We start from the raw sequence: 12,604 nt of genomic DNA on the forward strand, positions 1-12,604 counted from the left end.
CGCTGTCGCGTCACCCTTGCCCGCTACGCTTTCACAGCGCCAGCTCTACCCGACCAACAATCTGCTTCCGAAGAGCGTTGATTGTATCTCCTCCGTCATGGGTAACACCCACGACATTACTGTCCGTGTCTGAAGCTGGGTCAACCGTAGAGGAAGCAGCGATGCTGGATCCCTGATTATTTTCGAACGTGAAACTGGCCTGCGGTGCGGTGCTGGAAACCTGGTCGCCGAGCCCGAGGACGAACGTCCCGATGACGGCAGCCAGGATGACCGTAATCGCGACCATCAGGATCACACCGATGACCGGCGACACGGCGTCGTCGTCTGCGAAGAGTTGTTTGAAGTTCATGTTGAGTTTGCTTCTCCCGCGTTCAGTACGGACGCCGAGAGCCCAAACAGCCAAGAGGGAGGGTGCCATACCTTCCCATGCTCAGGCGCGAGGGGAGGATGGGAACCTACCCGCGCCGGGGTGCCTCTTGTCCGCGAGTGAACGCGTTATCTCCGATTAGCCGAGCGACCCTTATAAAGGTTGCAGACGGGTCGGGGGGTTTAACGGGCGGTTTCGGGAGAGAGGAGCACATTAAGCCGAATATATCACGACTGAGAACAGTTCTCGAAACTGCGAAAAAGAGCGACAACGACGTGTTTTCCATTGTGTCGGGTGCTCGACAACACGACACAACGCGACCGTCTCGTCGGAGAGCGGAGCGGAACGGCGCGTCGGACGCGTCGGGCGCGTCGGGCGCGTCGGGCGCGCCACCCGCGGTGGCGCGACGCGTGGCCCCGCGCGTGGAGCCCCCGGAGGGACGGTGACCAGCGCGCGAGGTGAATCCACAGCGCGCCAATATGAGGTATCGGGTTGAGATATCGCATCGTTCCCCACCGCGGTTGCCCCCGGTGGCGGGACCGTGCCCACCACACCCGACGCACCCACCCAGCACCCCACCCATGTACCCCTCCGCACGCGCGACCCGAGGCGTCTCGCCGGTCATCGGCGTCATCCTCATGGTCGCCATCACCGTCATCCTCGCGGCCATCGTCGCCACCTTCGTCTTCGGGCTGAGCGACGACCTCCAGCGGCGGACCCCGCAGGCGGGTTTCACGTTCGACTACGACGCGAGCACGGGCGAGCTCGACATCACCCACAACGGCGGCGACACCCTCGACGCCGCGACGCTCACCGCGGTGGTGGCCGACCCCGATGGGTCCGTCCCGGACGCGAGCCCGTGGACCGGCACCGTCTCCGCTGGCACGACCGTCACTCTCGGCGGGCTGGACGGCGACGAGACCGTCCGGGTGGTGTGGAACGACGGCGAGAGCTCCGCGACGCTTGGCCGGTGGACCGGCCCCGACGCGTGACGACGGCGGTTTTGAAAACTTAAGGCCGCTCCCCACCCGGACCCTCGTGTGCAACATCCGAGCCTAGGCGTCCTTCTCGCCGTTCTCGCGCTCCCGTTCGCCGGAGCGGCCGTCACGCCCCTCGTCTATCGCGTCCTCGGGGAGAAGACGGCCTACTTCGCGGCGGCGGTCGCGGCGGTGTGTTTCGGCCTCCTCGCCACGCAGTACGAGGCGGCCCTCCACGCCGACGTGGCCGCGAGCGCGGTGTCGCTCCCGTGGATCCCCTCGCTCGGCGTGTCGCTGACGCTGTATCTCGACGCGCTGGCGCTGCTCATCGGCTTCCTCGCGAGCGGCGTGGGTGTACTCATCTTCACCTACTCCGGAGGGTACATGCACGGCGAGCCGGGCCAAGCGAAGTACTACGCAACGCTGTTGGCGTTCATGGGATCGATGCTCGGCGTCGCGCTCGCCGCCGACCTCATCACGCTGTTCGTCTTCTGGGAGCTCACCTCCGTCACCTCCTTCCTCCTCATCGGCCACTACCAGCGGACGAACTCCGCGCAGTACGCCGCGAGAAAGTCCATGCTCATCACGGTCGCCGGCGGGCTGTTCATGCTCGTCGGCTTCCTCGCGCTCGCCGCGCTCGAGAGTGGCAGTTTCACCCTCGTCGGCACGGAGGGCTCGCTCGTCGCGAACGCCGATCTCGTCAGGGAGGAGCTGCGCGCCGCGGGGCTGTTCGTCCCCGTCATCGGCCTCATCGCCGTCGGCGCGATGGCCAAATCGGCGCAGGTCCCGTTCCACATCTGGCTGCCGAACGCGATGGAGGCCCCCACGCCCGTCTCGGCGTTCCTCCACTCCGCGACGATGGTGAAAGCCGGCGTCTATCTCGTCGGGCGCTTTCGACCCCTCCTGCTCCCGGAGACGCCCACCCCGGACTGGATGCTCGTCTTCGCCACCGTCGGTCTCGTCTCCATGACCATCACGGCCATCCTCGCCGTCGGCGCGACCGACATCAAGGAACTGCTCGCCTACTCCACCGCGTCCCACCTCGGCCTCATCATCGCGGGGTTCGGGCTCGCGGGCGAGGCGTTCGCCCTCGGCGCCGAGACGGGCGCGTTCCACATCCTGAACCACGCGGTGTTCAAGGCCACCCTCTTCCTCGTCGCGGGCATCATCGCCCACGAGGCCGGAACGAGATACATCGGAGACCTCTCGGGGCTGCGCCACGATATGCCGGTCGTCGCGGGCATCACCGCCATCGCCGCGCTCGGCATGGCCGGCGTCCCGCCGTTCAACGGGTTCTACTCGAAGGAGCTCCTCTACGAGTCGGCCTACGAGGTCGCCCATGCCGAGGGGGGGCTCTTCTGGCTCTTCCCCGCCCTCGCCGTCTTCGGGAGCGTCTTCACGTTCCTCTACTCCATCAGGTTCCTCAGCCTCTTCTTCGGGGAGAAACCCGATGGACTCCACGCCCACCGACCCCCGCTCTCGATGCTCCTCCCGCCGGGACTGCTCGCCGCGGGCGCACTCGCCATCGGGCTCTACCCGCAGGGAGCCATCGACCTCATCGTCCAGCCCGTCATCGACGCGGTGCTCGGGGGCCACGGTGACCACGAGCTCCACATGTCCATCGTCCCGCACGTCGGCCCCGCGCTCTACATGAGCCTGCTCACCCTCGGGCTCGGCGCGCTGGCCTACCAGCGCTACGACGCGCTCCACGAAGTCGTCCACAACGTCCGCGCGTGGCCCGTCTGGAGCGCGAACTACTACTACGACGGCGCGACGACGGGGCTCAACACCCTCTCCACGCGCGTGGACGGGCTCGTCCACTCCGGGCGCATGCGCACCTACGCGTACGTCACCCTCGCGTCCGTCTCCGCGCTCACGCTCGCGGGCTACGCGGCCGCCGGCGTGACCCTCCCCGGCTTCGAGGGGCTCGCCGTCGCGGTTCCGCTGCTGCTCGTCCTGCTCGTCGCCGTCGTCGGCGCGCTCGCCGTGACGAACGCCCCCTCGCACGTGGCGGGCGTCCTCACCCTCTCGATCCTGGGGTTCATGGTCGCCGTCTTCTTCGTGCTGGCGAGCGCGCCCGACCTCGCGTTGACCCAGCTCGTCATCGAGACGCTCGTGCTCGTCATCTTCCTGCTCGTCCTCGACAAGCTGCCGTCGTGGTACGGCGAGATACGGCGATCCGCCGCCATCAAAGACGGCCTCCTCTCGGTCGTCGTCGGGGCCACCGTCACCGTGACGGTGCTTCTCTCCACCGCGGCGACGCCCGAGGACCCCATCGCCTCGTTCTTCATCGAGCGCGCACCCGTTCCCGCCGAACACGACTCGTTCTTCACCGAGTACGGCGGCGGTGGCAACATCGTCAACGTCATCCTGGTCGACTTCCGGGCGTTCGACACCCTCGGCGAGATATCGGTGATCGCCATGGCCGCCCTCTCCGTGCTGACGCTCATCGCCATGCGCAACCGGGGTGAGAGCGCGTGAGCTACGACCGCCGCACCACGGTCATCGCCAAGACCGTCACGCGCGTCGTCGTGCCCATCATCCTCGTCACGGCCATCGCCCTGCTCCTGCAGGGGCACAACCTTCCGGGAGGCGGGTTCATCGCGGGCGTCCTCACCTGCACGGCGTTCGCGCTCGTCTACATCATCTTCGGACGTGAGTACCTCCAGCGGGAGGTGCTCGCTCGCGGCGGGGGCGGCGAGGGACTGCTCACGGGGCTCACTGCCACGTACGCACGACTCTTCGCGGCAGGGCTCGCGCTCGCCGCGGGCGCGGGCCTCGTCTCGATGCTGTTCGGCTACGCGTTCCTCACGCAGGGCGTGTGGTTCCTCGAACGCGTCCCCGTCTACCACGAGTTCGAGATCGCGAGCGCGCTGGCCTTCGACCTCGGCGTCTACCTCGTCGTCGTCGGAGCGCTTCTGACGATCCTCTCGGTGGTGGGCGAACAGTGACCCAGTTCGCCCTCGCCCTCGTGCTCGGCACGCTCGTCGGCCTGGGGACCTTCCTGATCCTCCGGCGCGACGTGGTCCGGGTCGTCTGGGGCGTCTCCATCCTCTCGCAGTCCGCGAACGTCTATCTGGTCACGATGGGTGGGCTGTCGGGGGCCGTCCCCATCATCGGTCACGGCGGCGCGGAGGGGCCCATCACGGACCCCCTCGTTCAGGCGCTCGTCCTGACCGCCATCGTCATCGGCTTCGGGACCACCGCGTTCGCGCTCGTGTTGACGTACCGCATCTACCAGGAACACGGCACCATCGACCTCCAGGACCTCGCCGGAGGTGCACCATGAACCATCCACACATCGTCATCGCGCCGCTGCTCGCGGCGCTCGTCACCGCCATCGTCACGCTCCTGTTGCGCCCGTATCCCCGCGCACAGCGATACGCCAGCCTCCTCGGGGGGGTCGGCTACGCCGCCACCGTCGCCGTGCTGTTCCAGCGCGTCGCCACGCAGGGCACGCTGGTCTACCAGCTCTCGGACTGGCAGGCCCCGTTCGGCATCTCGCTCGTCGCCGACGCGCTCTCGACGTTCATGCTCGCGCTGTCGGCGCTCGTCGCGGTGCCGGCGCTCCTCTACTCCGTGGAGTACCTGCAGGAAGCGGACCAAACGCTCTCGTATCATGCGCTGTTCCACTTCATGCTCGTGGGCGTCGCGGGCTCGTTTCTCACCGGTGACCTGTTCAACCTCTTCGTCTGGTTCGAGGTGATGCTCATGTCCTCGTACGTGCTCGTCGTCTTCTACTCCGGGCCGGAACACACCCGCGCGGCGCTCTACTACGTCGTCCTCAATCTCATCGGCGGCGCGCTCATGCTGCTCGCCATCGGCGGGCTCTACGCGACGACCGGCACCCTCAACATGGCCGACATGGCCCATCGCCTGGCGAACGCGAGCCAGTACGGCATCGACCCCGCCCCCGTCCTCGGGCTCTCCGCGCTGCTGTTCGCCGTCTTCGCGCTCAAAGCCGGTATCGTCCCGTTCCAGTTCTGGGTGCCCGAGGCCTACCGCGCCGCGCCCGCCCCCGTCACCGCGGTGCTCGCGGGCGTGGTGAAGAAGGTCGGCGTCTACGCCATCGTCCGGCTCTACTTCGGCGTCTTCGCCGCGGCCTCCCTGCCCATCTCCTTCCCCGGCATCGGCGGCGAGAGCTTCCTCGCCTTCTACGGCCCGGTCATGTTCAGCATGGCCGTCGCCAGCATCCTCGTCGGCGGCTTCGGCGCGGTGGACCAGCCCGACGTGGAGGGGGTTCTCGCCTACTCCTCCATCGGCCAGATCGGCTTCATCGTCCTCCCGCTCGCCGTGGGCGCGACGGTGCCCGCCGTCCGCGAACTCGCCGTCGTCGCCGCACTCGTCTACGCCGTGAACCACGGAGTCGCGAAGGGCCTCCTGTTCCTCGCCGCCGGCGCGACGTTCTCCGGAACGGGCTCCACCCGCTTCGCGAACCTCGGCGGCCTCGCCGAGCGCGACCTCGCACTCACCGGCGCGTTCTTCGTCGGCGCGCTCGCGCTCGTCGGCATCCCCCCGCTCTCGGGCTTCTTCGGCAAACTGCTCGTCTTCGACGTGGCCGTGAAGGGGGCCGCGTGGGGCGCGCTCGCCGCGGCCCTCGGCGGGGCGGTCCTCACCATCGCGTACTTCTCGCGCGCGTGGAACCGCGCCTTCTGGGGCGACCCCGTCGCCTACCAGCGTGACACCGGCCTCGTCGCCGTCGTCGTCCTCTTGGCAGTGGTCGTCGTCGCGCTCGGCCTCGGCTTCGAGCCGTTCTACGACGCCGCGGCCGACGCCGCCGGCGCGGCGCTCGACCGCACGGGCTATGTGGATGCCGTCCTGGAGGTGACACGATGAGGAAGTGGCCCGTCATCGGCATCGCACTCGCCGTGCTCTGGCTGTTCGTCCGGGGGGTGACCCTCGATGGACTCGCGGGAGAGTTCCTCATCGGCCTCGCCGTCGGGATGCCCACCGCGTTCGGCCTCCGGCGGTTCTACGCCCCCGAGACGAACGTGGGGAGCACGCTCACGGCGATTCCGTACGCCGTCCGCTACGTGCTGGTGTTCCTCCGCGAGCTCATCACGGCGAACGTCGACGTGGCCTACCGGGTGCTCGCCCCCTCGATGCCCATCGAGCCGGACATCATCGCCGTCCCGCTGCGCGTCGAGAGCGATCTCGCCATCACCACCATCGCGAACTCCATCACCCTCACCCCCGGCACCCTGACCATGGATCACGACCCCGAGACGAACACCCTGTTCGTCCACGCCATCGACGGCCGCGACCCCGACGCCGTCGTCGCCCCCATCCGCACCTGGGAGGACTACGCGCTCCGCATCTTCGACGAGCCCGCGAACCCGGGCGACGCGGCACCCACCCCGAAGGCCGTCATCGACGGAGGTGACGCGGATGAGTGAACCCAGCGCGCTCCCGGCCGTCGTCACCCTCGCGGTGCAGGCCGGCCTGCTCGTCTCCGCGAGCGTCACCCTGCTCGCGGGCTATCGCGTCATCGTGGGCCCGACCACCCCCGACCGGGTCGTCGCGCTCGACACCATCGGCACGAACGTCGTCGCCATCGCCGTCCTCTTCGCGATCCAACGGGGACGGGGGCTGTTCGTCGACGTGGCGCTCGTGCTCGCCATCATCGGCTTCATCAGCACCATCGCCGTCTCTCGCTACGTGACGGAGGGGGACATCATCGAATAATGATTCACCACTACCTCACCGCGCTGTTCATCGGTATCGGGGCGTTCTTCCTGCTCGTCGGGACCGTCGGCCTGCTCCGACTCCCGGACGTGTACAACCGCATGCACGCCACCTCGAAGGCGACCACCATCGGGGCCGCGAGCGTCTTCCTCGCCGGCACGCTCCACTTCGGCCTGCAGGGCGCGGGGCTCGTCAGCCTCGTCGGCATCGTCTTCCTGTTCGTCACCGCCCCCACGGGCTCGCATATGATCTCGCGCGCCGCGGAACGGATGGGCGTCGCGTTCGCCGGCGGTGCGGACTGGCCCGTCGAGAAGGAAGATTAAATTTCTCCGGCCAGTTCGTCTGCGATTCTGCGGCCGAGTCCCGCTTTCTCGCCCTCGTACTCGCCCACGTCGTCAGCGCGGACGATGAACGCGCGCGTCCCGTTCGTGCCGAGCACACCGGCGTGATTGGCGACGACGAACGAGAGGTCCGCTCGTTCGAGTGTCTCGCGGGCCTTCTCCACGAGCGCCGCGTCGTCGTCCGCGGTTTCGAGTTTGAACCCGACGATGGCCATCTCAGGGTACTCCTCGCGGATGGTGTCGATGAGCTTCGGGGTGGGTTCCAGGTCGAGCGTGAGTTCCTTCCCCGACCGGATCTTGGCGTCCGCGGGCGTGACGGTGTAATCGGAGATGGCCGCCGCGGAGACGAGGGCGTCCGCATCGGGGGCGTGTGCCTGCACCGCCGCCAGCATCTCCGCTGCGGTCTCCACCCGCTCGACGGTCGCGTAGGGCACGTCCGAGCCGTCGTGGACGAGCACCACGTCCGCACCGCGCGCGTAGCAGGCGCGGGCGACCGCCCGGCCCGTCCGCCCCGACGCCCGGTTCGAGAGGACTCGCACGGGGTCGATGGGCTCCGAGGTTCCACCGGAGGTCACGATGACGGTCCTCCCGGCGAGGGCACCGTCACCCGCGTGTCTCGCGGTCTCGAGGACGATGGCCTCCTCCGTGGCGATCTTCGCCTTCCCCTCTTCGACGTGGGGGTCGACGAACCCGACGCCCCACGCCTCCAGTTTGTCGAGCGATTCGAGCACCCCCGGGTGGTCGTACATCGGCTCGTGCATCGCCGGGGCGCAGACGACGGGGATGCCGGCGCCGAGCGCCGTCGTCGCGCAGGTCGTCACGGGCGTGTCGTCGACCGCGTTCGCGATCTTTCCGACCGTGTTCGCGGTGGCCGGCGCGAGAAGGAGTACGTCCGCCCAGCCGTCGTTCCCGCAGAGCTCGACGTGTTCGACCTTCCCGGTGATCTCGGTGACGACCTCGGTTCCGGTCGCGTACTCGAGCGACCAGGGGTGGATGATCCCCTGTGCCGCCCCCGTCATCACGGCGCGGACCGCGGCGCCCTCGCGTCGGAGTTCGTGGGCCAGCTCCACGGTCTTCACCGCGGCGATGGAGCCGGAGACCCCGAGCACGACGTTCGTCCCTTCGAGCAGTCCCATACCCCTCTCTCGCCGCGGGGTCAGTAAAAGGACTACCCCTCGTCCTCCTCGCGCGCGGCGACCACGGAGGGGTGCTGGGTCGGCTCCTCGGGGTGCGGCTCGGCGAACGCCTCCCGCATCACCTCACGGGAGGCAGCCTCGCGCTCGCGGCGTTCTTCCTCCGTGATCTCCTCACAGCCCGGCGGGACCTCGCGACCCCGCTCCGTGAAGTACCCCTCCGGCGCGACCCAGTCGTGGTAGAACGGCACGTCGGAGTCGTCGATGAGCGTGAGCGCGACCTCAGAGCCGTGGCCCGCACAGACGACGGTCTGGTGGGCCTTCTCCGCGATACGGCCCGCGGCGTAGAGCCCGTCTAACCCCGTCCGGCCGAAGTCGTCGATGTCGACGTAGACCTTCGAGCCGCGCTTCGTGAGCCCCACCTCCTCGATGTCGTCGAGGTAGTCGGAGTCCGACCACGACGCGGCGATAGCGTACTCTGTCGAGAGCGTCTCCTCGCTGTCGGCCCCCTCGACGCGGACGAGCAGCCCCTCCTCCCCCGAGGAGAGGTCGCTGACACGCCCCTCGCGGAAGGAGACCCCGTTGCGCTCGGCCTGCTCGCGCGTCAACTCGAGGAAGAGTCGGGCGTTCACGCCCGCGGGGAAGCCGGGGACGTTCTCTAAGTGGCTGTTCCGCTTGAGGATGGATTCGCCGTGCGAGACGACGAGCGTGTCCAGCCCCGCGCGGGCGGTGAAGATGCTCGCGGTGAGGCCGGCGACGCCGCCGCCGATGACGAGTACGTCGGTCATGGGCCGACTACAGTCGAGGCCGAAACAAACCCACCGATTCCCCAACGGTTAGGCGGGCCGCCTCCGAACGAGGGGTGTGGACGCAGTCGAAGTGGAGACGACGGTGTATCTGCCACCCGAAGAGGTGTACGACTTCCTCGTCGATTTCCCCCGGTACGCGAACTACTCGAAGCACCTCACCGAGGTGGTCGCCCACGGCGAGGGGGGACCGGGCACGGAGTACGACCTCCGGTTCGAGTGGTGGAAGCTCTCCTATACGGCCCGCTCGCGTGTCACGGCCGTCGACCCACCCGAGCGCATCGACTGGGCCGTCGTCAAGGACCTCGACGCGACGGGCTACTGGCTCGTGGAGGCCACCGACCCTCCCGCGGGGGAGGAAACGGCCACACGGGTCACCTTCCACGTCGAGTTCGACGCCGACTCGGCCGACACGGATGCCATCGACCTCCCCAGTCTCGTCTCGCTGGGGTGGGTGATCGACAAGGTGAAACCGAAGATCAAACAGGAGGCAGAGCGGGTCGTCCGGCGCATCGTCGCCGACATCGAGGGGGAAGACCGCCCCGTCGACCTCGAGATCCGGACGTTCTAGTCCTGCCCGGCGTAGTCGCCGCCGTAGCGCATGAAGAAGTACGCCAGACCGAGGGTGGACGCGAGCCCGATGCTCGCGGCGATGCCGAGCGTCTTCGCGGAGTCCGGCACCGGTGGCGGGCCGCCACCACCGCCACCACCGGAGCTGCCGGCGTCCTTCGAGACCGTGATAGTCCCGACCATCCCGGCGCTCTGGTGGGGCGCACAGTAGTACTCGTAGTCACCCTCCACGTCGAAGGTGTGGGTGTGGGTGTGGCCAGTGTCGTACAGCTGGCTGGCGCCGCCCTCGGTCCCCTGCCAGTTCGCGCTTTCGGGCTGACTCTCGACGACGATGTTGTGGTCGTCGGAGTCCCAGACGAACTCGACGGTCGTTCCGGGCGTGATCTCCAGCTCGGCCGGCTCGAAGACCAGCGACCCGCCGGGGCCGACGGTGACGGTCTTCGTCGGCCCACCACCCGACCCGCCGGTCTCGTTGCCTTCCTGGGCAGCCGCCTGCCCCGCGGTGGCCGTGACGGCCGCCGCTCCGGTGGCCGCGCGAAGGAACCCACGGCGGCTCACCGACTCGTTGTCCGTGCTCATGAGTGGGGCTTGGCCCCACCGGCTACTGAATACTTTGGTTTCCCGCGGACCCGCCGTCCCCCGCACCGGCGCGGTCGGGGGACGCACCGCCCCACGGTAAGTGCTGAAGCTATCGGGGGAGATTTACCCTCCCTCCGAGTGCCCCAGCGCATGACCGACACACGGGACGACGCGACGACGGAACTGGCCACGTTCGGCGAGACGATGCTGCGGCTCGCCCCGCCGGCGGGCATCCGACTGGAGACCGCGACGGACCTCTCGTTTCGCACCGCCGGCGCCGAGAGCAACGTCGCCATCGCCGCCGCACGGCTCGGCACGGACGCGACGTGGCTCTCGAAGCTCCCCGACTCCCCGCTCGGGCGCCGCGTGCTCGCCGACACCCGCCGACACGGCGTCGAGAACGCCGTCGTCATGGCCGACGAGGGTCGGGTGGGCACCTACTACCTCGACTTCGGTGGCGAGCCCCGCGGCACGGAGGTCGTCTACGACCGGGCGAACGCCGCCGTGACGACGGCCACGCCGGAGGAGCTGGACCTCGACCCGGTCCGGGAGGCCGAGGTGTTCTACACGAGCGGGATCACCCCAGCGCTCTCGGAGACGCTGGCGGCGACGACCGAGCGACTGCTGGAGACCGCCGTCGAGGCCGGCACGACGACCGCGTTCGACCTGAACTACCGGGCGAAGCTCTGGGACCACGAGACCGCGAAGGCGACCTGTGAGGGGCTGTTCCCCCACGTCGACGTGCTGGTCGTCGCCGAACGGGACGCCCGCGCGGTGCTGGAGGAGTCCGGCGACGCCGCGGCCATCGGCCGGTCGCTCGCCGACGCGCACGGCTTCGAGACCGTCGTCGTCACCCGCGGCGCGGAGGGCGCACTCGCCGTCCACGAGGGAACCGTCTACGACCGCCCGGCGTTCGAGACGGAGACGCTCGACCCCGTCGGGACGGGCGACGCCTTCGTCGGCGCCTTCCTCGCCAGCCGCATCGACGGGGACGACATCGAGCGCGCGCTCGCCGCCGGGGCCGCGGCCGCCGCGCTCAAACGCACGATTCAGGGGGACCTCGCGGTCATCACACCGGCGGAACTGGAGCGCGTCATCGCCGAGGAGGGGGGTGGCATCGGTCGATAGCCAAGTGGTTCAGTAGTAGTGAACAGTAGTTGTCGCGCAGTTTCTGTTCACCAGTGGTGAACCAGCTCCCGTGCGCGCACGCTGGTCGAAGAATGGACATACCCGAACGATCAGGCCCGGAGGTCGTCACGAGAGGTCGAGTTCGATGCGTTTCGCCGCGCTGAGCACGAGCCCCGGGAGGTCCTCCTCCAGCCGTTTCCCGGAGAGGCGACCCCGGGGGCCGACAACCGACAGCGCCCCGACCAGCCCGTCGTCCGTCCGGATGGGGGCGGCCACCCCGCGCATGCCGGGAAACGCCTCGCCGCGGTCGAACGCCAGCCCCCGGTCGGTCACCGACCGGAGCTCGCTGCGGAGCGCCGCCTCGGTCTCGACGGTTCGGTCCGTCCGCTCCGTGAGACCGTGGTTCGCGACGTACGCGGCGATCGCCTCGCGCGACCGGTCGGCGAGGAGCAGTTTCCCCCCGGCCGATGCGTGAAGCGGGAGCCGCGTCCCGAGGCGAATTCGCCGGTCGTTCCGGTCGGCGTTGTGAACGTCCGCGTACACCGCCTTCCCGTGTTCCGGGACGACGAGACTGGCCGACTCCCCCGTGGAGTCGGCGAGCCCAGCGACCTCCGGACGGGCAGCCCGGTAGATCGGCATCCGGTCCCGGACGGCCATCCCGATGTCGAGAAAGCCCAGTCCGAGCCGGTAGCGACCCCCGGAGGAGACGACGACACCGAGTCGCTCCAGGGTCACCAGATGGTTGTGAACCGCTCCCTTCGACAGGTCCAGTTCCCTCGCGAGCTCCGTGACACCCGCGTCCTCGACGTCGAGCAATGCCTCTACGAGACGGGCACTCGTCCGTGTCGCACCCACGGGATACTCCGGCACGTCAGGGTGATACCCCCACTGGCCACTTAAGTCTGTTCAGAGATAGCAAACGACGAGTGAAAGTCGACAACAATAATGAGGAATCCTCGTTAGAACCCGAAACCATCGATTTTCTGCTGTTCGAGGCCAGATAACCCCGAATACCGAA

General features: G+C 68.6%; 14 protein-coding genes and 1 pseudogene. 10 read left to right on the forward strand and 5 right to left on the reverse strand.

The window, feature by feature from the left end; translation table 11 throughout:
* Positions 1-52: 52 nt before the first annotated feature.
* Positions 53-349, reverse strand: a pseudogene (locus ACQUQR_RS05795) (type IV pilin); the annotation flags it as partial.
* A 599-nt stretch (positions 350-948) separates the two neighbouring features.
* Here ACQUQR_RS05795 and ACQUQR_RS05800 point away from each other — a divergent pair.
* The 8 genes from ACQUQR_RS05800 to mnhG are packed head-to-tail and all read left to right on the forward strand — an operon-like array spanning position 949 to position 7,352.
* The gene (locus tag ACQUQR_RS05800) at positions 949-1,359 is read left to right on the forward strand and encodes a type IV pilin (RefSeq protein ID WP_435195508.1); all 411 of its coding nucleotides are present in this window, start codon (positions 949-951) and stop codon (positions 1,357-1,359) included.
* 48 nt (positions 1,360-1,407) lie between these two features.
* Positions 1,408-3,825, forward strand: a complete 2,418-nt coding sequence (gene mbhE / locus ACQUQR_RS05805) for a hydrogen gas-evolving membrane-bound hydrogenase subunit E (protein ID WP_435195509.1) — start codon at positions 1,408-1,410, stop codon at positions 3,823-3,825.
* Positions 3,822-4,295 (forward strand): MnhB domain-containing protein, encoded by a 474-nt coding sequence (locus tag ACQUQR_RS05810; protein WP_435195510.1) that lies wholly within the window; start codon positions 3,822-3,824, stop codon positions 4,293-4,295. The genes mbhE and ACQUQR_RS05810 overlap by 4 nt, the downstream gene beginning before the upstream one ends.
* Complete coding sequence (locus ACQUQR_RS05815; protein ID WP_435195511.1) at positions 4,292-4,633, forward strand: sodium:proton antiporter; 342 nt, start codon at positions 4,292-4,294, stop codon at positions 4,631-4,633. The genes ACQUQR_RS05810 and ACQUQR_RS05815 overlap by 4 nt, the downstream gene beginning before the upstream one ends.
* Complete coding sequence (locus ACQUQR_RS05820; RefSeq protein WP_435195512.1) at positions 4,630-6,180, forward strand: complex I subunit 5 family protein; 1,551 nt, start codon at positions 4,630-4,632, stop codon at positions 6,178-6,180. Before ACQUQR_RS05815 ends, ACQUQR_RS05820 begins: the two co-directional genes overlap by 4 nt.
* Complete coding sequence (locus tag ACQUQR_RS05825; RefSeq protein WP_435195513.1) at positions 6,177-6,740, forward strand: Na+/H+ antiporter subunit E; 564 nt, start codon at positions 6,177-6,179, stop codon at positions 6,738-6,740. The genes ACQUQR_RS05820 and ACQUQR_RS05825 overlap by 4 nt, the downstream gene beginning before the upstream one ends.
* A complete protein-coding gene (locus tag ACQUQR_RS05830) occupies positions 6,733-7,029 on the forward strand; it encodes a monovalent cation/H+ antiporter complex subunit F (protein ID WP_435195514.1) in 297 nt (98 codons plus the stop codon). The genes ACQUQR_RS05825 and ACQUQR_RS05830 overlap by 8 nt, the downstream gene beginning before the upstream one ends.
* A complete protein-coding gene (gene mnhG, locus ACQUQR_RS05835) occupies positions 7,029-7,352 on the forward strand; it encodes a monovalent cation/H(+) antiporter subunit G (protein ID WP_435195515.1) in 324 nt (107 codons plus the stop codon). Before ACQUQR_RS05830 ends, mnhG begins: the two co-directional genes overlap by 1 nt.
* Here mnhG and coaBC read toward each other — a convergent pair.
* Both coaBC and ACQUQR_RS05845 read right to left on the reverse strand, forming a co-directional pair.
* Positions 7,349-8,500 (reverse strand): bifunctional phosphopantothenoylcysteine decarboxylase/phosphopantothenate--cysteine ligase CoaBC, encoded by a 1,152-nt coding sequence (coaBC, locus tag ACQUQR_RS05840; RefSeq protein ID WP_435196255.1) that lies wholly within the window; start codon positions 8,498-8,500, stop codon positions 7,349-7,351. The two genes, mnhG and coaBC, sit on opposite strands and share 4 nt — an antisense overlap.
* Positions 8,501-8,538: 38 nt before the next feature.
* A complete protein-coding gene (locus tag ACQUQR_RS05845) occupies positions 8,539-9,291 on the reverse strand; it encodes an FAD-binding protein (protein ID WP_435195516.1) in 753 nt (250 codons plus the stop codon).
* A gap of 76 nt (positions 9,292-9,367) precedes the next feature.
* Between ACQUQR_RS05845 and ACQUQR_RS05850 the strand changes: the two genes are divergently transcribed.
* Entirely contained in the window at positions 9,368-9,880 is a 513-nt protein-coding gene (locus ACQUQR_RS05850; protein WP_435195517.1) for a type II toxin-antitoxin system RatA family toxin, read from the forward strand.
* Here the strand turns inward: ACQUQR_RS05850 and ACQUQR_RS05855 are convergent.
* A complete protein-coding gene (locus ACQUQR_RS05855) occupies positions 9,877-10,458 on the reverse strand; it encodes a plastocyanin/azurin family copper-binding protein (RefSeq protein ID WP_435195518.1) in 582 nt (193 codons plus the stop codon). The two genes, ACQUQR_RS05850 and ACQUQR_RS05855, sit on opposite strands and share 4 nt — an antisense overlap.
* A 150-nt stretch (positions 10,459-10,608) precedes the next feature.
* On the opposite strand from ACQUQR_RS05855, the gene kdgK1 reads away from it, so the two are divergent.
* A complete protein-coding gene (gene kdgK1 / locus ACQUQR_RS05860; protein ID WP_435195519.1) occupies positions 10,609-11,586 on the forward strand; it encodes a bifunctional 2-dehydro-3-deoxygluconokinase/2-dehydro-3-deoxygalactonokinase in 978 nt (325 codons plus the stop codon).
* A gap of 126 nt (positions 11,587-11,712) precedes the next feature.
* Here kdgK1 and ACQUQR_RS05865 read toward each other — a convergent pair whose 3' ends face one another.
* Entirely contained in the window at positions 11,713-12,456 is a 744-nt protein-coding gene (locus tag ACQUQR_RS05865) for an IclR family transcriptional regulator (RefSeq protein ID WP_435195520.1), read from the reverse strand.
* Positions 12,457-12,604: the final 148 nt, after the last annotated feature.

The sequence above is a fragment of the Natronomonas sp. EA1 genome, from assembly GCF_051195035.1.
Classification (GTDB): domain Archaea; phylum Halobacteriota; class Halobacteria; order Halobacteriales; family Haloarculaceae; genus JBNTJV01.

Excerpts from the sequence above, each read along its gene's own strand:
- mnhG (WP_435195515.1), top strand. The coding sequence starts at position 7,029 with ATGATTCACCACTACCTCACCGCGCTGTTCATCGGTATCGGGGCGTTC.
- kdgK1 (WP_435195519.1), top strand. The coding sequence starts at position 10,609 with ATGACCGACACACGGGACGACGCGACGACGGAACTGGCCACGTTCGGC.
- ACQUQR_RS05825 (WP_435195513.1), top strand. The coding sequence starts at position 6,177 with ATGAGGAAGTGGCCCGTCATCGGCATCGCACTCGCCGTGCTCTGGCTG.
- ACQUQR_RS05855 (WP_435195518.1), bottom strand. The coding sequence starts at position 10,458 with ATGAGCACGGACAACGAGTCGGTGAGCCGCCGTGGGTTCCTTCGCGCG.
- ACQUQR_RS05820 (WP_435195512.1), top strand. The coding sequence starts at position 4,630 with ATGAACCATCCACACATCGTCATCGCGCCGCTGCTCGCGGCGCTCGTC.
- ACQUQR_RS05800 (WP_435195508.1), top strand. The coding sequence starts at position 949 with ATGTACCCCTCCGCACGCGCGACCCGAGGCGTCTCGCCGGTCATCGGC.
- ACQUQR_RS05830 (WP_435195514.1), top strand. The coding sequence starts at position 6,733 with ATGAGTGAACCCAGCGCGCTCCCGGCCGTCGTCACCCTCGCGGTGCAG.
- ACQUQR_RS05845 (WP_435195516.1), bottom strand. The coding sequence starts at position 9,291 with ATGACCGACGTACTCGTCATCGGCGGCGGCGTCGCCGGCCTCACCGCG.